The sequence below is a fragment of the Micromonospora sp. DT227 genome, assembly GCF_049841835.1.
Taxonomy (GTDB): Bacteria; Actinomycetota; Actinomycetes; order Mycobacteriales; family Micromonosporaceae; genus Micromonospora.
Window position 1 is genome coordinate 1,371,372 of the sequence record NZ_JBNCLA010000001.1, and the last position, 21,447, is coordinate 1,392,818.

18 protein-coding genes are annotated in these 21,447 nt (G+C 75.3%); 9 read left to right on the top strand and 9 right to left on the bottom strand.

The genetic code is table 11. The features are described 5' to 3' along the window. Positions 1 to 151 precede the first annotated feature (151 nt). Positions 152 to 1,432, top strand: coding sequence for a thymidine phosphorylase (locus ACLQ2W_RS07165; protein ID WP_425785717.1), 1,281 nt, complete (start codon positions 152 to 154; stop codon positions 1,430 to 1,432). A 98-nt stretch (positions 1,433 to 1,530) separates the two neighbouring features. Beyond that, positions 1,531 to 2,211, top strand: coding sequence for a DUF4272 domain-containing protein (locus ACLQ2W_RS07170; protein ID WP_107157173.1), 681 nt, complete (start codon positions 1,531 to 1,533; stop codon positions 2,209 to 2,211). A gap of 6 nt (positions 2,212 to 2,217) precedes the next feature. Here the strand turns inward: ACLQ2W_RS07170 and ACLQ2W_RS07175 are convergent, their stop codons facing one another. Then, positions 2,218 to 3,069 carry a putative RNA methyltransferase gene (locus tag ACLQ2W_RS07175; RefSeq protein ID WP_425786024.1) on the bottom strand — a complete coding sequence of 284 codons (852 nt, stop codon included), beginning with the start codon at positions 3,067 to 3,069 and terminating at the stop codon, positions 2,218 to 2,220. Between the two features lie 63 nt (positions 3,070 to 3,132). Between ACLQ2W_RS07175 and ACLQ2W_RS07180 the strand changes: the two genes are divergently transcribed. Continuing rightward, positions 3,133 to 3,552, top strand: coding sequence for a PPOX class F420-dependent oxidoreductase (locus ACLQ2W_RS07180; protein ID WP_425785718.1), 420 nt, complete (start codon positions 3,133 to 3,135; stop codon positions 3,550 to 3,552). 46 nt (positions 3,553 to 3,598) lie between these two features. Next, a complete protein-coding gene (locus tag ACLQ2W_RS07185) occupies positions 3,599 to 4,675 on the top strand; it encodes an adenosine deaminase (protein WP_281942960.1) in 1,077 nt (358 codons plus the stop codon). Here the strand turns inward: ACLQ2W_RS07185 and ACLQ2W_RS07190 are convergent, their stop codons facing one another. Next, a complete protein-coding gene (locus tag ACLQ2W_RS07190; RefSeq protein WP_425785719.1) occupies positions 4,676 to 5,014 on the bottom strand; it encodes a hypothetical protein in 339 nt (112 codons plus the stop codon). Between the two features lie 459 nt (positions 5,015 to 5,473). On the opposite strand from ACLQ2W_RS07190, the gene ACLQ2W_RS07195 reads away from it, so the two are divergent. The 4 genes from ACLQ2W_RS07195 to ACLQ2W_RS07210 all read left to right on the top strand — a co-directional run bounded on the left by ACLQ2W_RS07195 (position 5,474) and on the right by ACLQ2W_RS07210 (position 10,715). Continuing rightward, entirely contained in the window at positions 5,474 to 9,241 is a 3,768-nt protein-coding gene (locus ACLQ2W_RS07195; RefSeq protein ID WP_425785720.1) for a nitrate- and nitrite sensing domain-containing protein, read from the top strand. Further along, entirely contained in the window at positions 9,238 to 9,642 is a 405-nt protein-coding gene (locus ACLQ2W_RS07200) for a roadblock/LC7 domain-containing protein (RefSeq protein WP_013731521.1), read from the top strand. Before ACLQ2W_RS07195 ends, ACLQ2W_RS07200 begins: the two co-directional genes overlap by 4 nt. Positions 9,643 to 9,742: 100 nt before the next feature. Continuing rightward, on the top strand, positions 9,743 to 10,120 hold the full coding sequence (locus ACLQ2W_RS07205; RefSeq protein WP_343447888.1) for a DUF742 domain-containing protein: 378 nt from the start codon (positions 9,743 to 9,745) through the stop codon (positions 10,118 to 10,120). A gap of 1 nt (position 10,121) precedes the next feature. Next, positions 10,122 to 10,715: a GTP-binding protein gene (locus ACLQ2W_RS07210; protein ID WP_107157178.1), complete on the top strand. Its 594-nt coding sequence runs from the start codon at positions 10,122 to 10,124 to the stop codon at positions 10,713 to 10,715. 121 nt (positions 10,716 to 10,836) lie between these two features. On the opposite strand, the gene ACLQ2W_RS07215 is transcribed toward ACLQ2W_RS07210, so the two are convergent. From ACLQ2W_RS07215 to ACLQ2W_RS07225, 3 genes are all read right to left on the bottom strand, one after another. Then, on the bottom strand, positions 10,837 to 12,057 hold the full coding sequence (locus tag ACLQ2W_RS07215; protein ID WP_425785721.1) for an ABC transporter substrate-binding protein: 1,221 nt from the start codon (positions 12,055 to 12,057) through the stop codon (positions 10,837 to 10,839). 124 nt (positions 12,058 to 12,181) lie between these two features. Beyond that, on the bottom strand, positions 12,182 to 14,608 hold the full coding sequence (locus ACLQ2W_RS07220; RefSeq protein ID WP_425785722.1) for a transposase: 2,427 nt from the start codon (positions 14,606 to 14,608) through the stop codon (positions 12,182 to 12,184). Between the two features lie 40 nt (positions 14,609 to 14,648). Next, positions 14,649 to 15,650: a DNA primase gene (locus ACLQ2W_RS07225; RefSeq protein ID WP_425785723.1), complete on the bottom strand. Its 1,002-nt coding sequence runs from the start codon at positions 15,648 to 15,650 to the stop codon at positions 14,649 to 14,651. A gap of 116 nt (positions 15,651 to 15,766) precedes the next feature. Here ACLQ2W_RS07225 and ACLQ2W_RS07230 point away from each other — a divergent pair, with 116 nt between their 5' ends. After that, on the top strand, positions 15,767 to 16,108 hold the full coding sequence (locus tag ACLQ2W_RS07230; protein WP_281942948.1) for a PadR family transcriptional regulator: 342 nt from the start codon (positions 15,767 to 15,769) through the stop codon (positions 16,106 to 16,108). 68 nt (positions 16,109 to 16,176) lie between these two features. On the opposite strand, the gene ACLQ2W_RS07235 is transcribed toward ACLQ2W_RS07230, so the two are convergent. From ACLQ2W_RS07235 to ACLQ2W_RS07250, 4 genes are read right to left on the bottom strand one after another with little or no spacing between them, the layout of a single operon-like run. Next, positions 16,177 to 16,860: a permease prefix domain 1-containing protein gene (locus tag ACLQ2W_RS07235; RefSeq protein WP_425785724.1), complete on the bottom strand. Its 684-nt coding sequence runs from the start codon at positions 16,858 to 16,860 to the stop codon at positions 16,177 to 16,179. 59 nt (positions 16,861 to 16,919) lie between these two features. Beyond that, complete coding sequence (gene cydC, locus ACLQ2W_RS07240) at positions 16,920 to 18,761, bottom strand: thiol reductant ABC exporter subunit CydC (protein ID WP_425785725.1); 1,842 nt, start codon at positions 18,759 to 18,761, stop codon at positions 16,920 to 16,922. Beyond that, positions 18,758 to 20,437: a thiol reductant ABC exporter subunit CydD gene (cydD, locus tag ACLQ2W_RS07245; protein ID WP_425785726.1), complete on the bottom strand. Its 1,680-nt coding sequence runs from the start codon at positions 20,435 to 20,437 to the stop codon at positions 18,758 to 18,760. The genes cydC and cydD overlap by 4 nt, the downstream gene beginning before the upstream one ends. After that, complete coding sequence (locus tag ACLQ2W_RS07250; RefSeq protein ID WP_425785727.1) at positions 20,434 to 21,441, bottom strand: cytochrome d ubiquinol oxidase subunit II; 1,008 nt, start codon at positions 21,439 to 21,441, stop codon at positions 20,434 to 20,436. The genes cydD and ACLQ2W_RS07250 overlap by 4 nt, the downstream gene beginning before the upstream one ends. Positions 21,442 to 21,447: the final 6 nt, after the last annotated feature.

The window sequence follows — 21,447 nt, forward strand, 5'->3', positions numbered from 1 at the left end:
GGGTTTGGGGGGGGGGGGGGGCCGCCGGGGCCGGGGGGGGGGGGGTTCTGTTTTCCCCCGGGCGGGGGGGCCCCCCCCCCCCCCCCCGACGTGGTCGCCGTCCGTACGTGCGTCGGGCGCGACATCGCACATTACTGATGGGAACTCAAAGGTGAGTGCTTTTACGGCGGTGGACGTCATCCGGGCGAAGCGGGACGGAGGCGTGCTCAGCGACGGCCAGATCGACTGGGTGGTGGACGCGTACACCAAGGGGTTGGTGGCCGACGAGCAGATGTCGGCGCTGGCGATGGCGATCCTGCTGCGCGGCATGACCGGCCCGGAGATCGCCCGGTGGACCGCCGCCATGATCGCCAGCGGCGAGCGGCTGGACCTGTCGCCGGTGGCCCGGCCGACGGTGGACAAGCACTCCACCGGCGGCGTCGGTGACAAGATCACCCTGCCGCTGACCCCGCTGGTCGCGGCGTGCGGCGCGGCGGTGCCGCAGCTCTCCGGCCGGGGCCTCGGCCACACCGGCGGCACGCTCGACAAGCTGGAGTCGATCCCGGGCTGGCGGGCGGCGCTGAGCAACGACGAGTTCATCGCCCAGCTCCGGGAGGTCGGGGCGGTCATCTGCGCGGCCGGCGACGGGCTCGCCCCGGCCGACCGCAAGCTGTACGCGCTGCGCGACGTCACCGGCACGGTCGAGGCGATCCCGCTGATCGCCAGCTCGATCATGAGCAAGAAGATCGCCGAGGGCACCGGCGCGCTGGTGCTCGACGTCAAGGTCGGCTCCGGCGCCTTCATGAAGAACGCCGACGACGCCCGCGAGCTGGCCCGCACCATGGTCGAGCTGGGCGGCGCGCACGGGGTGCGCACGGTCGCCCTGCTCACCGACATGTCCACCCCGCTCGGCCTGGCCGTCGGCAACGCGGTCGAGGTGACCGAGTCGGTGGAGGTGCTGGCCGGCGGTGGCCCGGCCGACGTGGTGGAGCTGACGCTGGCGCTGGCCCGGGAGATGCTCGACGCGGCCGGCCTGCCGGACGCCGACCCGGCCGCGGCGCTGCGCGACGGGCGGGCCATGGACGCGTGGCGCGCCATGATCCGGGCGCAGGGCGGCGACCCGGACGCCCCGATGCCGACCGCCAACGAGGTCGAGCTGGTCACGGCGGACGAGGACGGCTGGGTGGCGGAGGTGGACGCGTACGCGATCGGGGTGGCCGCCTGGCGGCTCGGCGCCGGCCGGGCCCGCAAGGAGGACCCGGTCAGCGTCCCGGCCGGGGTGATGCTGCACAAGCGTCCCGGCGATCCGGTACGCGTCGGTGACCCGCTGTTCGAGCTGCGCGCCGAGCACGCCGAGCGGATCCCGGCCGCGCTGGCGCAGGCGCGCGGGGCGTTCCGGGTGGCGCCGGCGGCCCCGACCACGACGCCGCTGGTCATCGAGCGCATCGGGTGACCGGCCGCCATGGTGCCGACCCGGTCGGAGCCGCTATCCTCCCAGGCCAGGGGGACCGGCCGGCGACGAGCCGGGGCGAGCAGACAGGGACTGAGGCGTTGCGCGTATCCGCTCCCGACCCCCGGGCCGTCCGTGAGGCGAGCCTCGACGAGCTGTCCCGGCTGGGTCTTCCGCTGCCCCCACCGCAGTTCCCGCTGGTCTGGGAGCCGGGTGACGAGATCGAGTTGCGGCCCACGCCGGAGATCGAGGCGCGCATCGCGGTGCTGCACCTGATCCTGGCCCGCTGCTTCGGGATGCCCCCGCAGGCCGCGATGAGCTGGCTGCTGGAGTCGCACCTGGTGGAGATGCTGACGCCACCGGAGTGGCAGTTCGTGATGGGCGGGCGGGGCGACCACCGGTCGTTCGTGCTGCACCACGACGCGCTCTTCTCGCTGGCCTGGGTGCTCGGCCTGAGCAAGCAGCTCGACCCGACCGTGCCGGTGGACGAGCGGCTGGTCGAGCGGATGCCGAACCTGGTCACCGGCGAGACGTTCGCGCAGTGGCGGGCCCGGATCCTGGCCGCCCCGCAGCACCCCGCCGACGCCGCCGCCCTGCTCGATCTGCACTACTGCCTGGACTGGGCGTACCTGGAGACCGAGCAGGCCGGCGGCGCGTTGCCGGGGCTGGTGGACGCGAACGCGATCGGCCAGCGCCGGTGGGCGCTGGAGTGGGCGGTGGTGCTGCGCGGGCCGTACCACGACGAGCCCCCCGGTTGGGAAGAGGTCGACCTCTCCACCTGAGCCGGCTCAGCGCGGCCGGTGCGTGCCGAGCCGGACGGCGAGCGTGACCGGCACCGGCTCGGGCAGCGCGGCGATCCGCGCGGCGAGCCGTTCCGGGTCGGCGTGCCACGCGCTGGGCCCCATCCCGACGAGCGTGGTGACCTCGGCGCGGGTCAGCGCCAGCCGGGCCCGGTGCTCGCCGGCGGACTCCTCGACGAAGTGCGCGCCCAGGCTGCCGGCGACCCGGTCGGCCTTGGCCGGGTCCACCCGCAGCAGGTCGAGCGCGTCGACCAGCTCGGCGAGGTGGTCGGTGGCGGGGGTGACCACCAGCAGCGCGCCGGCCGGGTCGAGCACCCGGTGGAACTCCGGGCCGTTGCGCGGCGCGAACACGTTCAGCAGCACGGTCACGGACCGGTCCGCGAGCGGCAGCCGCTGCCAGGTGTCGGCCAGCGCGGCGGCGGCGCGCGGATGCGCCCGGGCGGCGCGGCGCAGCGCCGGCTTGGAGACGTCCAGGGCCAGGCCGGCGGCGTCCGGCAGCGCCGCCAGCACCGCCGCGAGGTAGTGCCCGGTCCCCGCGCCGGGCTCCACCACCAGGGGGTACGGGTCGTCGGGCGCGACCCGCGTCGCGGCGGCGGCCAGCGCGGCGGCGACGGTGTCGTAGTGGCCGGCGGCGAGGAAGTCGGCCCGGGCGGCGACCATCCCGGCGCTGTCCCCGCTGTGCGGGGCGCGGCCGGCGAGCAGGTTGACGTACCCCTGGCGGGCGGTGTCGAAGCTGTGCCCGTGCGGGCAGCGCAGCGCGCGGGTGGTGCCGGCGGTGGCCTCGGCCAGCGGCTCGCCGCAGACCGGGCAGCGCAGCCGGGTCAGCACCGACGGGAGCAGAGCGGGACCGGCCACGCCGAAGATCCTATTCCGGCGGCCGAACCGCGGCTCTAGATTGGTGCCATGTCAACGAGCGCGCGGTTGTGGGAGCTGTTCGGTGGGCACGGGCGCGGTGTGCTTGTCACGCTGCGCCGGGACGGCCGTCCGCAGCTGTCCAACCTCGACTACCTGGCCGAGCCGGGGCTCCTCCGCTGCTCCACCACGGGCGACCGGGCCAAGGTGCGCAACCTGCGCCGGGACCCGCGGGCCAGCTTCCACGTGACCACCGCCGACGGCGGGGCGTACGCGGTGGCCGAGGGCACGGTGACGCTCACCCCGCCGGCCGCCGCGACCGACGACGCGACGGTCGAGGAGCTGGTCGACGTCTACCGGGGCATCCGTGGCGAGCACCCGGACTGGGCCGACTACCGGGCCGCGATGGTGGCCGACGGTCGGCTGGTCCTGCGCCTGGCGGTGGACCGGGTCTACGGCTGGCGTCCCTGAGCCGGTCCGGTGCCGGGTCGGCACCGTCGGTGACTAGGGTCTGAGCATGGTCGCAATCTCGTACGAGGACATCATCAAGGCCCCGAAGGCGCTGCTGCACGATCACCTCGACGGCGGCCTGCGGCCCGCGACGATCGTGGAGCTGGCCGCCGAGGCCGACCACGAACTGCCCACCACCGACCCGGACGCGCTGGGCCGCTGGTTCGCCGAGTCGGCGAACTCCGGCTCGCTGGAGCGTTACCTGGAGACGTTCGCGCACACCGTGGCCGTGATGCAGACCGCGTCCGCGTTGCGTCGCGTCGCCCGGGAGTGCGCGCTCGACCTGGCCGCCGACGGCGTGGTCTACGCCGAGGTCCGGTTCGCGCCCGAGCAGCACCTGGAGCGGAACCTCACGCTGGACGAGGTGGTCGACGCGGTGGTCACCGGCTTCCGGGAGGGCAGCGCGCTGGCCGGCGAGGCGGGCACCCCGATCCGGGTCGGCACGCTGCTCACCGCGATGCGGCACGCCGCCCGCTCGCAGGAGATCGCCGAGCTGGCGGTGCGGCACCGGGACACCGGCGTGGTCGGCTTCGACATCGCCGGCGCGGAGGCCGGTTTCCCGCCCACCCGGCACCTGGACGCGTTCGAGTACCTCCAGCGGGAGAACTTCCACTTCACCATCCACGCCGGTGAGGCGTTCGGGCTGCCGTCGATCTGGCAGGCGATCCAGTGGTGTGGTGCGGACCGGCTCGGCCACGGCGTCCGCATCGTCGACGACATCACCCCGGGCAACCCGGCGGTGCTGGGCCGGCTGGCCGCGTACGTGCGGGACAAGCGCATCCCGCTGGAGCTGTGCCCGTCGTCGAACGTGCAGACCGGGGCGGCGGCGTCGATCGCCGACCACCCGATCGGGCTGCTGCGCGACCTGCGCTTCCGGGTGACGGTGAACACCGACAACCGGCTGATGAGCGGCACCTCGATGTCCCGGGAGATGGCGCTGCTGGTGGAGGCCTTCGGCTACGGCTGGAAGGAACTCCAGTGGTTCACCATCAACGCGATGAAGAGCGCGTTCATCCCGTTCGACGAACGGCTGCGGATCATCGACGAGGTGATCAAGCCGGCGTACGCCGAGCTGATCGGCTGATCACGGGCGGCGCGGGTGGCCGGCGAGCAGGGCGGCCACCCCGCGCAGCACCTCCCGGGCCCGGGCGGCCTCGGCGCCCAGCCCGGTCTGCCGGCGCAGCACGGCCGGCTCGGCCCGCAGCAACGCGATCCCGCGCCGGACCAGCACCCGCGGCGCCTTGCGCTGTTCGGCCAGGTCACGGGCGAGCCGGCGGAGGAAGGTCGCGCCCCGCGGGCGGCGCAGCGCGTACGCCCCGGCGAGCAGCCCCCGGCGCCGGCACTCGGCAACGATCTCGGCGGCGAAGATCCCTTCGGCGACGAAGAATGGCGATCCGTCGACGTCGAATGGCCGGGTGGCCACCCGCTGGTCCGCGCCGATCGCATAAACCGGCACTTCGGCCTTGCCCTCCCGGGCCAATCGGGCAATTGTTTCCACCGCCGCGTCCGCATCCCAGGACAGTGGGGACTCCCAGTCGACCTGTCCGTTTCGGCGTGGACACGTAGGGTCATCGCCGTCCTTGTAGAAGTCATCCAGACAGAGCACGGGAAGTCCGGTTCGATGCGCTATATACGACTTTCCAGAGCCGGATGGTCCGGCGAGGAGAATGACGCGGTGCGGGTGATCCATTACCTTCAGTAACTCCGGCCAGACGGATTGCTATCAAATTGCCTCAACATCTCATCACACCTCCGGTGAGGGACAACCTGGGCTTTCTCTTTGCGGGGCGGCGTGATGGAATCTCGGAGGTCCGACCCGCCGGGTCGGACGCTCGGCGTTGCCCGCAGGTGACGCCGGACGCGGTTTTGCGAGGGCGGTGACGTGAGCAAACGGCCAACGACGGCGGGCTCCTTCCTGTCGCGCCTGCGCCGGCCGGCGAGCCGGCTGCGCGACATGCCGATCTGGTCCAAGCTCGGTCTGATCATGATCGTGCCGACCATCGCCACGGTCGTGGTGGGCACCAGCGGTCTGGTCGACCACCTGGAGACGCTCAACAGCGCCAACCGGGCCGGCGACCTGGCCAGCCTGATCGGCTACTCGGGTGAACTGGCCGACACCATGCAGGACGAGCGGGTCGGCTCGGTGCTCTTCCTCGGTGCGAAGGAAGTCCAGACCCGGGCGCAGTACCAGGAGGCCTACAACCGGGCCAACCAGCGGGTGGACCAGGCCAAGGGCCCCTACCTGCGGCAGCGCGGCGAGATCGACGACCTGCCCCGCAACTTCGAGGTCCGGCTGAACGAGATCGACGACCAGCTCAAGGACCTGCCCGCGACCCGTAGCCAGGTGCTGAACGGCAAGCTCAAGATCGACGAGGCGGAGAAGGCGTACGAGCGCCTGATCAACGACCTGCTGTCGATCCGCGACTCGGGCACCCAGCTCGCCGGTGACAACGACCTCAGCGACCGGATGCGCGCCGCGGGCGCGGTGGCCCGGCAGAAGGAATACCTCGCCCAGCGCCGGGTGGTCGTGCACCAGGCACTCACCCAGGGGCAGTACAGTCCCGCGCTGCGCGAGCAGTTCATCGCCAGCGGCACCGCCCAGGCGCAGGCGCTCGCCACCTTCCGCTCCGTCGCCACCCCGGCCGACTCCGAGTTCTTCGACCAGACCGTCGAGGGTCCCGACCTGCGCAAGGCGGACAACCTCACCGGCTTCATGTCGGCGAACAACAGCGGCTCGATGAAGAACGCGCCGTTCGGGCCGGACCAGTGGGACCAGGCCATGGTCGGCAACGCCAAGCTGCTCCGGACCGTCGAGTCCCGCCTCGACAGCAACGTGGTCGAGCAGGCCGACGAGCTGCGCTCGGACACCCAGCGTCAGGTGTTCCTGGAGACCGGCCTGCTGCTCACCATGCTGCTGCTGGCCATCCTCTTCGCTTACCTGGTCGCCCGCTCGATGGCCCGCTCGCTGCGCGACCTGCGCCAAGGCGCCCTCTCGGTGGCCCAGTACGGCCTGCCGCAGGCGGTGGCCCGGCTGCGCGACCCGCAGGTGACCGGCCAGCTCTCCCCGGTGCAGCTGGCCAACCAGATCGCCGAGCCGCTACCGGTCCGCAGCAAGGACGAGTTCGGCCAGGTGACCGAGGCGTTCAACGCGGTCCACCTGGAGGCGGTCCGGACCGCGGCCGAGCAGGCCGCCCTGCGCGCGTCCGTCGCCACCATGTTCGTCAACCTGGCCCGCCGCTCGCAGATCCTGGTCGACCGGCTGATCGGCCACCTCGACCGGCTGGAGCGCGGCGAGGAGGACCCGGACCGGCTGGCCGAGCTGTTCCAGCTCGACCACCTGGCCACCCGGATGCGCCGCAACGACGAGAACCTGCTGGTGCTCGCCGGCGCGGACTCCACCCGTGTGCAGCGCGAGCCGGCCGCCCTGATCGACGTGCTCCGCGCCGCCCAGTCCGAGGTCGAGCACTACACCCGCATCGAGTTCGGCGTGATCGACCGGGACATCGAGGTCGCCGCGCACGCGGTCAACGACCTGGTGCACCTGGTCGCCGAGCTGTTCGACAACGCCACCGCGTTCTCGCCACCGGATTCGCACGTGATGGTGGAGGCCCGCCGGGTCGGCGACCGCGCCTCCCTCTACGTCGAGGACCGGGGCATCGGCATCAGCGCCGACCAGCTCCACGACCTGAACGAGCGGCTGGCCACGCCCCCGCAGGTGGACGTGGCCGTCTCCCGGATGATGGGCCTGGTCGTGGTGGCCCGGCTGGCCGCCCGGCACGGCGTCAAGGTCGAGCTGCGGCCCGCCAGCGACCGGGGCACCGTCGCCGACGTCACGCTGCCTACCACCGTCCTGGTGCCGCGCGCCCTCGCCGGCCGGGCCGGGCCGGCAGCCGCCCTTCCCGCCGCCGGTCCGCAGCAGCCCGGCCCGGCACCCGCCTTCGGCCAGTTCGGTCAGCCGAGCGGCCCGACGCCGGCCTTCGGGCAGTCGGGTGGTCCGGCGCCGGCCTTCGGCGCGCTGGCCGCGCTCGGCAACGGCCCGCACACCCCGCCGCCCGCGCCGCACCCCGGCACCTCCGGCAACCAGGTCACGCTCGGTGGACGGTCCTTCGACCCGGCGCACCGCAACGGCGCCGGCACGCCGGCCAACGGCGGCCGTGCCATGCCGGCCTGGTCCGACCTGACCGGCGCCAACGCGAACGCCGGCGACGGTTACCCGCCCCGGTCGTCCAACGGCCAGCCGATCGACCCGCTGCCCCAGCGCCGCAACCCGGGCGAGGGCGACCCGGCCACCAGCGGCCAGCAGCCGGTGATCCCACGGCAGTTGCCCAGCAGCCCCGAGGCGCGGCCGTACTCGCCGCCGCCGGTGTCCGCGCCGCCGGTCCCGCCGGTGTCCGCCCCGCCGCTGCCGCCGGTCTCCGGCGCCCCGGTGTCGGGCCACCCCTTCCCGGGCCGTCCGGTCTCGGCCGCGCCGGTCTCCGGCCACCCGGTCTCCGGTGACCCGTACTCGGGGCGTCCGGTGTCGGGTGACCCGTACTCGGGGCGTCCGGTGTCGGGTGACCCGTACTCGGGGCGTCCGGTGTCGGGTGACCCGTACTCCGGTCGCCCGGTGTCGGCGACGCCGGTCTCCGGCCAACCGCTCCCGACCCGGCCGGTGTCGGCCGTTCCGGTCTCCGGCCAGCCGGTCGGCGGAAACCCGGTCCCCGCGTCGCCGGGCGACCAGGTGCCGGCGCGTCCGGCGCCCGCGTCGCACGTGGGCGCGCCGCCGGTCTGGCCGCCGGTCGCCCCGGCCACGCCCGCGCCGGCCCCCGCGGTGCCGGAACGGCTCTCCGCCGGGCTCGACATGACCACCGAGCTGCCGCGGGTGCCGCGCTCGGAGACACCGTCGGCCGCCGCCCAGCAGCCGGCCACCCAGCGTCCGGCCGCCCAGCCGTCGGCGCCCGCGCCGCGGCCGGCCACGCCGCAGCCGCAGCAGGCCGGCAACCGTCAGCGGTACGCGGACGAGACGATGGAGCTGCCGATCTTCCGGGAGCTGGAGTCCGCGTGGTTCCGCACCCGCCGGCCGGGGTCGAGCGACGAGGCACCGGCCCAGGCCGCGCCGGCGAACGGCGCCACAACCCAGCAGTTCGCCAAGGTGGACACCGCCGGGCGGCCGGTGCCGCAGCCGTCATCCGCAACGACAGGTAACACACCGATGGCACCGACCCCGACAGCCGGCGGAGCGCCCCGTGACGACCGGCCGGCGAACGGCAACGGCCGTCCCGCGTACGCCGGTGGGTTGCCCAGCCGGCAGCCGGCGGCGCCGCAGCCGTCGTCGCCCTGGCAGACCGCGGCCGACGACGGCTGGCGTGCCGCCTCGGCGGCCACCGAGGTGCCGGTGGCGGAGACCACCCGGAAGGGTCTGCCCAAGCGGACGCCGATGGCGCAGCTCGTGCCGGGCAGCATCGACAAGCCGGCGCCGGCGGCCCAGCGGCGGACGCCGGAGGCGGTCCGGGGTCTCCTCTCGGCCTACCATCGGGGCGTGCAGCGGGGGCGTAACCACCCGACCGACAGCAACACGACCGGCCCGGAGGGCACTCCGGGACGGCAGCAGTCCTCGCAGTCTGGCTCAGGCCCGGTGGCCGGGAGCGGGCAGAAGGAGCAACAAGGATGACTAGTACGCAGGATCTCGGATGGCTGCTCGCCAACTTCGCCGACCGGGTGCCCGGCGTGGCGCACGCGGTCGCGGTCTCGGCCGACGGCCTGCTTCTCGCCTCGTCCCGTGACCTCCCGCGGGACCGCGCCGACCAGCTCGCGGCGATCGCCTCCGGCCTGGTCAGCCTGACCCAGGGCGCGGCGCGATGCTTCGAGGGCGGGGCGGTGCTGCAGACAGTGGTCGAGATGGACAACGGCTTCCTGTTCCTGATGTCCATCTCCGACGGCTCGTCGTTCGCGGTGCTCGCCGCGCGCAGCTGCGACGTGGGCCAGGTCGGGTACGAGATGGCCCTGCTCGTCGACCGGGTGGGTGACGCCCTGACCCCACAGCCGCGTACGGCTGTGGGGATGATGGGCTGAATGACGCGCTGGCCGGTGGGTCAGGGGCGGAAAGAACAAGGAAAGCGACGGATGCCACCGGGGCGAGCCGGTGCCGGGTGCGAGGGAGGTGAGCGGCGACATGGCGGATCGTGACGAGCCGACCGGAGCGTTGGTCCGGCCGTACGCCGTAACCCGTGGTCGTACCCGTCCCCGGCTCGACATCGCCCTGGAGGCACTCGTCGAGACGACGGTGCGCGGCCGAGCGATGGCCACCGGCAACGGGGGCCAAGGCCGTGAACACCAGTACATAGCCGCGTTGTGTGACGGACGTGTGCAGTCGCTTGCCGAGATCGCGGCGCGGATGCAGCTTCCGCTCGGCGTGGCCCGGGTGCTCATCGCCGACATGGCGACGGATGGCCTGGTCGCAGTCCACGAGCCGACCGTTCTGGACGACTCCGACGACGCGGTGGGCACTGAATTGCTGGAGAGGGTGCTGAGTGGACTTCGCAGGCTCTGACATGTCGCACCGGCCGCCGGCCCCGAGCGGGCGCGTGACGTCGGCGAAGATCGTTATCGCCGGTGGTTTCGGCGTCGGCAAGACGACGCTGGTCGGCTCGGTCTCGGAGATCACGCCGCTGACCACGGAGGCGATCATGACCTCCGCCGGCGTGGGCGTCGACGACACCCGGCAGGTGCCGGGCAAGACGACGACCACGGTGGCGATGGACTTCGGTCGTATCTCGATCGACCGTGACCTGATCCTGTACCTCTTCGGTACGCCGGGTCAGACGCGGTTCTGGTTCATGTGGGACGAGTTGGTCCGGGGAGCGATCGGCGCGGTGGTGATGGTCGACACCCGTCGGCTCGCCGACTGCTTCGCCGCCATCGACTTCTTCGAGCACCGGCGGCTGCCGTACCTGGTGGCCATCAACTGCTTCGACGGCATGCAGTACCACGACCCGCAGGACGTACGGGACGCGCTGGCGATCTCCCGGGACGTGCCGGTGGTGCCCTGCGACGCCCGTAACCGGGAGTCGACGAAGCACGTGCTGATCTCGCTCGTCGAGTACGTGCTCACCATGCGGCGCTCCCGGGCAGTCGCGCCCGCCTGAGGCGATACGCGGAAGCGCCCGATGGCCCTGGGCCACCGGGCGCTTCCTGCCGTCCGGGGTCGAACGCGGTACGCGGTCGTCCGGTGACCGGGCCGTCCCGACGGCCACCGGACGACGACGGTCAGGCGTACCGGGTCCAGCTGCCCTGGGACACCCGGTAGACGCCGAGCGAGTCGACCTCCATGCCGCCGTGCCGGTCCGCGCTGAACGCGTACCCGCCGGCGATGCCCTCGGTCATCTGGGTCTGGAGGAACGCCCGCAGCCGGCCCCGGTCGAGGCTGGTCGCCTTCCGGGCCGCCGCCGCGAGAAGCTGGAGCGCGTCCGCGGCGTACGGGGCGAAGCCGACCGAGGTGCCGTGCCGCTGGGTGTAGCGGTAGTCGAAGTCGCGCCGGGCCACCTGGGCGCCGCTGGTGGCGGTCAACGCGGAACCGCCCAGGCAGGCCGGGTGCACGGCGTACGCCCCCTCGACCGCCTTCGCGTTGGCCCCGCGCAGCGTGTCGTCCACCACCGCGCCGGCGTCGAAGAAGATCGCGCCGCGGTGACCGGCCCGCCGCAGCTCCCGGGCCGCGTCACCGGAATCGGGCGCGGTGCCCCAGACGATGACGGCGTCCGGGTCGCCGGCGGTGGCGCGCTCGGCGACCGCCCGGAAGCTCCGCCCGGTCTCCGGCAGCCGCAGCGTGCGCGCCAGTTCCACGCCGCTGTTGCCGAGCGCCTCCCGCACCGCCCGTACGCCCGAGTCGCCGTGCGGCCCGTCCGCGGCCAGTAGGGCCACCCGCCGGACCCGCTGCGATTCGAGCAGGTCCACCATCCGCCGGGCCACGTCGATGCCGTCCGGGGTGAGCTTGAAGCTGAACGTGCGCTCGGCGAGCGGCAGCACGATGCGGTCCCCCTGGCCGAGCGCCAGGAACGGCGTCTTGAGCTGCTGGGCGGCCGTCGCGAGCGCCGTCGCGGTCTCGCCGAGGACACCGCCGATCAGCGCGTGCGCCCCGGCACGGGTCAGGTCGGCGGCGTGCCGCGCGGCGACCTGCGGGTCGCTGCCGTTGTCCCGGATCTCCAAGCGGACCGACCGGAGCAGGTTCCCGACCGGGATCCCGGACCGGTTCAGCGACTCCGCGGTGATCTCCAGCGCCCGGCGCTGCACCACGCCGAGCGCCGCGCCGCGACCGCTCAGCTCCAGGCTGACGCCGACGACCAGGTTCTGGTCACCGGGCGCGCTGCTGCTCCCGCCCTCGTCCGGCCGTTGCCCCTGCGGCCCGCAACCGGCGAGCAGCAGGCTGCCGGCCGCGACCGCGAGGACGCCCCGACGGGTGAGCACGGTGGAGTCGAATGCCGGTGTCGCCAATGGAGTCGCCTTCCCACCCCGGCGAACAGGCGCCGCCGCTGGTCCGCCGGGTATGTTCCCGGCCGGCCGGACCCGACGTCAAATCATCCGGGTGTGGGTAGGAACACGCCGTCGGCGGCCCGGCTCAGGACCGGTAGCCCGCGGAACGGAACTCGTACTCCCGCTCGTCGTCGCGGTCGCCGGTGTCCCGGCTGAAGTCCCAGCCGCCGGCCGCCTCCCGGCCGGGGCGACCACCGACCGCGAAGCCGCCGATCTCCTGGCCGCGCCGCCACCCGCGGAAGTAGCCGGTGGTGTTCTCGGCGAGGCTGGCCGCGTTCCGGACGATCCGCAGTGGACGCTCCTCGCGCAGCGGGGAACCCGGCACCAGGTTGGCCTGCGGGACCCGCTTGGGCAGGCCGGCCTTGGTCTCCGCGCCGATCGACGGGCGGGCCGCCTGCTCGGCGGCCTGCCAGCCGGTGTCGGCGGTGGACGCCCACTCCAGGTCGGCCTCGTCGCCGTGCCCGACGAACCAGGCGGATTTGGCCTGCGCGAAGATCAGCAGGTCGCCGTCACCCTCGTCGGACACCGGCGGCGGCCGGTGCTCCTTCGGCGCGGGACGCCGCTCCAGCGGGGCGGGCAGCTCGGCGCGGGGCGCCGGTCGACCGGCGTTGCCCCGGTCCACCAGCCGCAGCGGCGGCGTGTCCAACCCCGGGTCGGCCGGCCGCTCCGACTCGCCGCGCAGTGCCCGGTCGGCCAGCGGCGGTGGCTCCACCAGCCGCAGCATCGGCGGCTCCGGCGGCAGGTCGTCGGCGAGCCACGGCGGGGTGACGCGTCCCGGATCGCTCGGCGCGTCCACGCTCCGCCCGTACGGGTAGGCGGGGGCCTCCCGCTCCCGGTCGGCCTGGTCGTCGCCGTTGTTGACGAGCGGCCAGTTGGCGCGGGAACCCGGCGGGGCGGGCGCCGGCGCCGGCGGACGCGGAGGCGGCACCGGAATGCTCAGGTCGGTGGCGCTGAACCCACCGGTCGGCGGCTCCGGGGCGGTGGTCTTGGGGCGCGGCGGGATGACGGTGCGCTGCCGCTCGGCCCGGGCCTTGTTGATCGCGGCGGTGGTCAGCGTCGGCCGGAACGGCTCGCCGGCCTCGGCCGGGGGCACCGAGCCACGCGAGGACGGGGGGATCGGCGTGATCCCGGGCGGCGGCGGGGGCGGCGCGGAGACCGGCCGGTTGGTCGGCCCGTCCACCCGCGACGGCAGGGGCGCGCCGGTGGGCTCGGGACGGCTCGGCGGCGCGGACGTCGGGCGGCCCAGCGACGCGGCCGGGGCGACGGGGGTGACCGGGGCGGGCGCGACCGGCGGCGGGGCGACCGGTGCGGGCGCCACCGGCGGCGGTCCGAGCGGGCGGGGCACGGTCGGACCGGTCGGCCCGGAGACCGGTTCCGGGCGGCTGCGCCGGCCACCGGGGACCGGCTCGGGGCGGCTGCGGCGGCCCGCCGGCTCGGGGGCGTCGAGGTCCGGCTCGGGGCGGCTGCGCCGGCCGGCCTGCTCGGCGAGCGGCTCGGGCTGCGCCGGGCGGACCGGGCGCAGCCCCGCGGGCTGCGTCACGGCGAGTTCGTCGACCTGCTCGCCGCGGCGGGCGGCGGCCCGACGACCGGTGGCCGGGGTCGGCATGGTGCGCTCGGCCAGCGCGCCGACCAGCGCGTCGCAGCCGGCGTCGCAGGCGCGGACGGAGGCGACGGCCTGCCGCACCGTCTCGGCGACGGCGGCGGTGAGCGCCCGGTTGACGGTGGCCCGGCGGGGCGTCTCGGAGATGGCGACCCGGAGCGCGGTCACCGCCTCGGTGACGGTGTCGGCGTCGGCCAGGCCGTCGGCGGCCAGTTGCGCGGCGACCGCGTCGGCGGCGGCGCCGAGGTCACGGCCCCGGGCCGAGGTGCCGGTCAGCATGCTCGGCTCGGGCAGCGCGTCGAGGACCGCCAGCGCGACCGGCTCGGCGGGGTCGGGGTACGCGCGCAGCGCGGCCGGGTAGAGCTCGCGGAGCACCTCGCGCAGCGTCACCGCGGCCGAGTGTCGCCCGCTGGCCAGTGCCGCGTGGGCGGAGAGGACCTGCTTGTACCCGGCCAGGTCACGGGGCGCCGGGAGCGTCACCGCGGAGAGCGCGCCGGCCTGGAGCGCCCGGGCCAGCCCGACCGCCCGGCGCTCGGCCGGCGGGGACTGCATCTCCTCCAGCGAGTCGTCGTCGGCGAACCGCTCGGCGAAGTCGTCGACCGAGTCGTCGTCGGCGATCGCCAACGGCCGACCGGCGGCGCTGAGCAGCGAGGTGACGGTGTGGTCGTCGCTGTCCGCGGCGATGGCCACGCCGCTCGGCCCACCGGACCGCTCCACCAGCAGCGTGACCAGCCGGGCGTAGCCGGCGGGCTCGTCACCGATCTCACAGACGTGCAGCAGACGGCCTGCGTCGTCGACCACAGCGGACGTCAGCGTCGTTCCGGCCGAAGCCGTTCGGTCGGCCGGATCTGCCGAGGCCAGACCGCAGTACACGCGCACGAGCGCCACAGCGTCGTCCTCCTCCCGGGACACAGGTCTTGCTCTGCCAGAGACTGATGCTCCCCGCTCCGGGTCAGTCGCGCCAGTCCACGACGGCAGAGATCTTGCCGACAATGGTGCGCCAACCCAAACTTGCGGTTTGTGCCCCGATTTTCTTCAGCCGGCGACGACCCAGGAAACCACCGATCCCGCCGTTGACGGAAGCACGCAGCGCCTCGTCCAGATCGTCCAGGCTGGAGCCGGCGGAGAGCATGTCCAGAACGGCCGGTAGCCGCAGGGCGTACGCCAGGTCACGGGCGACCTCGCCGGCCTCGATCAGCAGCGCGGGATCCCACGCGTCGTGCCCGCCGCGCAGGTTCTCCACCACCAGGTCGAGCTCGTAGGTGTCCTCGTCCAGCGGGGCCACGTCGGCCGGTTCGAGCCGTTCGGACAGTTCATTCCAGCTGTCCAGTTGAGAGAGGTCGTTGGGCGCACCGGAACGGATGAAAGTGACAAGCGACTCCGGCGTCTTGAAGAGCAGCAGCCGCCCCTTGTGGGTGAGGAAGGCCGGCACCTCCTCGTCGCCCGCGGCGTCGTCGTCCTCGTCCGCCTCGTCGTCGGCGTCGGCCTCGTCGTCGCCGGGGACCGCCTCGTCGTCGGCGTCGTCGGCGTCCGCGTCGGCCTTGCCGCGGCGGCGCTTCCCGTCGGACTTCTCGTCCTCGTCGTCCTCCTCGGCGGAGAGGGCGGCGAACTCCTCGTCGAGGATCACCACCTCCTCGTCGTCCTCCTCGGCCTCGACGACCTGGCGGCGGGCCAGGAAGGGGTCGTCCTGGTCGCGCTCGGCGACGTCGGTCGGGGTCAGCTCGCGCGCCGGCCGGTAGGCCCGCAGCGTGAAGCCGGTGCCGGCGGGCAGGGCGATCTCCACCGGGTCGATCCGCACCTCGTCCCAGAGTGCGCGGTCCGCCGCCGGGCGGTCGACCTCGACCTCGTCTGCTGCGGCCGAGGTGTCGGTGTCGTCGAGCTCGGGCTCGTCGGCGTCGGGCCGTTGGGGCGACTGGCGGGCCACGCTGACCTCCGTGTGCGTCTGGGTGCCCACCCGGCGGCGTCGCGCCGCCGAGTGACTCTGCGCACATACCCTAGTGGGCAACCCGTTCCGACCGGGAGCCGCACCCCGGTGGCGTCCCGAACGCCCGACAAGTAGGCTTTCTACGCATGAGGGCGCAGGCGCTGCACGGACACCTGGACGCACTGCTGCTCGCCGTGCTGGAACAGGGCGCGCAGCACGGCTACGCGATCATCGAGGCGTTGCGGGCCCGCAGCGGCGGCACGCTGGACCTGCCCACCGGCACCATCTATCCGGCGTTGCGGCGGCTGGAACGGGCCGGCCTGGTGGCCAGCACCTGGAGCACCGTCAACGGCCGGGAACGGCGCACCTACCAGCTCACCGACGCCGGCAGCCGGGCACTGGCCGGAGAACGGGCCGGCTGGCGCGAGTTCAGCGCCACCGTGGGCCGCTTCCTCGGCCCGGCCGAGCCGCCCGCGACACCCGCCTGAGCCGCCCGCGACGCCCCGCCTGCGACACCGGTCCGCGACACCCGTCTGCGCCGCCCGCCTGGGTCGCCTCACCGACGGGCGAACCGTGGGCCGCGCGCGCTGAGCAGCCACCAGCGGGCCGACCGGGCCAGCGAGAACCAGGCCGCCGACGCCACCACCGCTCCGATGATCATGGGCGGCCAGGTCAGCGCCGCGTCCCACAGCCGCACCGACCAGCCGAACAGGGCGCCGCCGGCGAGCGCGCCGACCAGCAGCCCACCGGTCAGCCCGAAGCCGACCGCGCGGGCCGACCGGACGAGCCCCGGCGAGTCCCGCCGGGCGGCGAGCGCGCCGAGCGCCAGCCCGGCCAGCGCCAGCCCGGCGATCGTCCCCCAGATGCCGTGTATCGACGAGGCGAGCAGCAGGTAGCCCGCCGGCGGTCGCGGGCCGGCGCTCCAGCTCGACCCGTGCCAGGTGAGGTCCCCGGCGGCGATCAGCACCGCGGCGACCGCGAGCGTGCGCAGCGCCAGCCCGCGCAGCGCGCCGGCGGCCAGCTCGGCCTGGAAGCCCGGCGCGAGCTGGCCGACGGTGCCGAACTCGGCCACCGCACGCCGCTCCGCCTCCGCCCGCGACAGACCGCCCTCCCGGTACGCCTCGACGGCGTCCTCCAGCGCGTGCCGCGCCTCGGTCAGCAGGTCGGCCTTGAGCCGGGTCGGCCCGTGCAGCCGCCCGGACAGCTCACGCAGCCGGCCCTCGACCGGTAGCTCCCACATGGTCACCAGCCTGCCACCCGGGGCACGCCGGCGCGTCCGGGAATTCCCCCATTGCGGGCTCAGGGGGCGAGCGCCAGATACCCGCGCTCGGCCGCCGCCTGGCGCAGCCACTGGTCGCGGTACCAGCCGGGGCGCGCCACCAGTTCCTCGTGCCGGCCGCGCTGCACCACGCCGCCGTCCTCCAGCACCACGATCTCGTCCAGCCCGGCCAGGCCGCTGAGCCGGTGGCTGATCAGCAGCACCGAGTGCCCGGCCGGAGTGGCGGCCAGGGTGGCGGCGAGCACCGCGTCCGCCGTCGCCGGGTCGAGACCCTCGGTCGGCTCGTCCAGCACCAGCACCGGCGGGGCGGCCAGCAACGCCCGGGCCAGCGCCAACCGTTGCCGCTGCCCGCCGGAGAGCTGCCCGCCCTGCTCACCGACCACGGTGTCCCAGCCCTCGGGTTGGTCGCGTACCCAGTCCAGCAGCCCGGCCGCCCGGGTGGCCCCGGCCAGGTCCGCGTCGCCGGCGTCCGGGCGGCCCAGCAGCAGGTTCTCCCGCACCGTGGCGTGGAAGACGTACGCCTCGGCGAGCAGGCCGCCGACCAGCCGGGGGAGCTGACCGGCCGGGTGCTCCGCCACCGGTACGCCGCCGACGGTGACCCGGCCGGCGTCGGGGTGGACCGCGCCGGTGAGCACCGCGGCCAGCGTGCTCTTGCCGGCCCCGCTCGGGCCGACCACGGCCACCCGACGGCCGGCCGGCAGGTCGAGGTCGAACCCGGCCAGCGCGGGCGCGGCACCGGCCCGGTAGCGGACCGTCACGCCCTCGAACCGCACGTCGTGGCCGCTCGGCGCCCGCCCCGGGACGCCGGCCGGGGCCGGTGCCGCGGGCTCGGTGAGCAGGTCGGCGACCCGGGCCAGGCCGGCCCGGAGCTGGGTCCGTTGCCGGGCGGCGGCGACCAGGGCGAGCGCCACCTCGACGGCGGCCAGCGTGCCCACGGCGAGCACGCCGACGAGCACCCCACGCACGTCGGCGCGCAACGCCACGAGCACCACGGCGGCGGCGGTGAGGCCACCCACCAGCACGCCCGTCGCGTCCACCGCGAAGCCGACCGCGGCGAGGCGGCGTTCCAGCCGGGCCAGCCGGTCGGCCCGCCCGTTCGCGGCGGCCAGCGCGGCGCCGGTCGCCCCGAACGCGGCCAGGTCGGCGGCGCCGTGGGTGAGGTCGACCGCGTCCACCGCGAGCGCGCCCCGCAGCGGGGCCACCTCGTCGGCGGCCCGACGGGTGAGCCGGGTGGCCAGCGCGGGCAGCGCCACCCCGGCCACCAGCAGGCCGACCGCGAGCACGCCGGCGGCCGGCGGTGAGATCAGCGCGGCGCCACCGACGGCGAGCAGGCTGACCAGCGCCGCCGCCGCACCCGGCACCAGCACCCGCAGGAGCAGGTCCTGGGCCGCCTCGACGTCGGAGACCAGCCGGCTGAGCGCGTCCCCGGTGCGCCGGTCGGCGGCGTCGCGCCGGGCCGCGAGCGTGGCGAAGACCCGGGCCCGGACGTCGGTGATCATGCGGAGCACGGCGTCGTGCCCGGCGAGCCGTTCGGTGTAGCGGAACACGCCCCGGCCGACCGCGAGCGCCCGGACCGCGACGATGGCCACGGTGAGCCGGTCCAGTGGCGGCCGGCCGGCGGCGCTCATCAGCAGCCAGGTGGCGGTGGCCATCAGGGCCAACCCGGCGAACTCGGTGGCCGCGGCGAGCAGCCCGGCACCCAGCAGCCGGCCCAGGTACGGCCGGGCCAGGCGCAGCACGACCCGCTCGGCGTCACGACGGGCCGGCGCCGGCGGTTCCGGCGCGCCGGACGGCTCCACCGGGACCCCGGTCGGCCCGGCGGGCACCCGGCCCACCGGCGTGACGCCGTCGCCGGCGGTCACCGGGCCACCGCCGGGCCGGTGGTCGTGGGGCGCAGTTCGGTGACCCGGCCGTCCTCGACGCGCAGGATCCGGTCGGCGTCGGCCAGCAGCGCGGGCCGGTGCGCGACGAGCAGCGCGGTCCGGCCGGCGACCAGCCGGCGGGTGGCGTCCAGCACCACCGCCTCACTGGCGCTGTCCAGCCGGGCGGTCGGCTCGTCGAGCAGCACCAGCGGGGCGTCCCGCAGGAACGCGCGGGCCAGCGCGACGCGCTGCCGCTGCCCGCTGGACAGGCCGTGGCCGCGCTCGCCGAGCCGGGTGCCGAGCCCGTCGGGCAGCGCGGTGACCACCTCGTCCAGCGCGGCGTCGGCGACGGCGGCGGCCAGCGCGTCGTCCGGGGTGTCCGGCGCACCGAGGCGGATGTTGTCGGCCAGGGAACCGGCGAACAGGTGCGCCCGCTGCGGCACCCAGGCCACCTCGCGGCGCCAGGCGTCCGGGTCGGCCCCGGCCAGGTCGGTCCCGTCGACGGTGACCCGGCCGGCGGTCGGCGCGACGAAGCCGAGCAGCAGGTTGAGCAGCGTGCTCTTGCCCGCGCCGCTGGGACCGATGATCGCCACCCGGTCACCGGGCCGGATGGTCAGCGTGACGTCGCGCAGCGCGGTCGTCCGGTCGTACGCGACGGTCACGCCCTCGAAGCGGATCTCGCCGCGGCCGTCCGGCGCCGCGCCCCCGGCGGCCGGGGCGGTCGGCGCGTCGGTCGCGGACAGCGTGAACGCCTCGTCCAGCGCGGCGAGCCCCTCCATGCTGGCGTGGAACCGGCTGCCGGCGGCCCGCAGCGGAAGGTACGCCTCCGGGGTGAGCAGCAGCACCAGCAGCGCGGTGGAGAGCGTGATCCCGCCGCCGAGCAGCCGGATGCCGACCGGTACCGCGACCAGCGCGACGGAGAGCGTGGCGACCAGCTCCAGCACCAGCGCGGAGAGGAACGCGATCCGCAGCGTCCGCATGGTGGCCTCGCGGTGGCCGTCGGCCATCCGGCGCACCACGTCGACCTGGGCCCGGGCCCGGCCGAACGCGCGCAGCGTGGGCAGCCCGGCGACCATGTCGAGGAAGTGGCCGCCGAGCAGCGACAGCCGTCGCCACTGCCGTTCGGTGGCGGCCTGCGCCTGCCAGCCGAGCAGCGCGCCGAAGATCGGGATGAGCGGGATGGTGAGCGCGATGATCAGCGCCGAACTCCAGTCGGCGAACACGATCCGGGCCAGCACCGCCGCCGGCACGGTCACGCTGAGCACAAGCTGGGGGAGGTACCCGGTGAAGTAGGGGTCGAGTGCGTCCAGCCCGCGCCCGGCCAGCGTGGCGAGCTGCCCGGCCCGCCGGCCGGCGACCCAGGTGGGACCGTGCCGGCCGACCGCGCGGAGCAGGTCGGCCCGGAGCGCCGCCTTGACCGTCGCGGCGGCCCGTGCCGCCACCGTGCCCTGCGCCCAGCTCACCAGCGCCCGGGCCGCGACCGCGGCCAGGAAACCGGCGAGCGCCGGCCGGTGCAGCCGCCCGTCGATCGCGGTGGCCAGCAGCGTGGCCAGCGCGGTGGCCTGGGCGACCACCAGCAGCGCGGTCAGGCCGCCCAGCGCCGCGAGCACGGCGAGGTCGCGCCGGGCCGCGGGGACCCGGCGCAGCAGACGCGGATCGAACGGGCGGCGGTTCACCAGTACACCGGTGCCCTGCCGTCGATCCGTCCTCGGAACACCCACCAGCACATCGCCTGAAAGCCTAGTAGGGCCGGCAGGAGCGGCAGCACGAGCCAGCCCAGCAGCGCCAGCGTCGGGCGGCTGGCGGCGGCCCCGGTGACCGTCAGCGAGGCCGCCGGGTCACCGGTGGCCACCAGGATCCGGGGCCAGAGCGCGGCCCCGACCAGCGGCGCCGGCAGCGCCAGCGCCGTCGCGGTCGCCGCGAACGCCACAGCGGCCCGCCCCCGGCGCAGCGCCGCGCGGGCCACCAGCAGCGCCGCCACCAGCGCCAACGGCAGGAGTACGGCGAGCGTCGGTCGCGCCACGGCGGCGCGTACCCGGTCGGAGAGCAGGCCCAGGGCGGTGGTCGCGGCGACCGCGGTGAGCGCGGCGGGCACCAGGCCGCGGGCCAGCCGGGCGAGGGCCGGGGCGTCGGCGGGTGGCAGCCGGAGCGTGAGGAACGTCGCACCGTGCACCGCGACCAGCGTGAGCAGCGTCAACCCGGTGGCGGCCACGAACGGGGTCACCACGTGGCCGACGCCGGCCACGTGCCCGTCGGCGGTCAGCGGCACGCCCTGGAGCAGCCCGCCGAGCAGCGCGCCCCAGCCCAGCGCGGCCAGCACGCCGCCGACCACCACGATCCGGTCCCAGCCGGCCCGGGTCGCCTCGCCGCCGGCCCGGCCGCGCAACTGCACGCCGGCGGTGACCAGCACCACCCCGGCCAGCGCGCCCAGCACCACCGGGTAGAAGCCGGCGAGCAGCTCACCCTCCAGCGTGGGGAACGCGCCGAACAGAATGCCGACGGTGGCCACCAGCCAGACCTCGTTGCCGAGGAAGAACGGCCCGACCGCGGTGAGCGCGGCCCGACCGGTGCCCGCTCCGGCGCGTCGGGCCAGCAGCAGGCCGACGCCGTAGTCGTAGCCGCCGAGCACCAGGTAGGCGGCGAAGAAGAGGCCGAGCAGGGCGTACCAGGCGAGTTCCACGGCGGG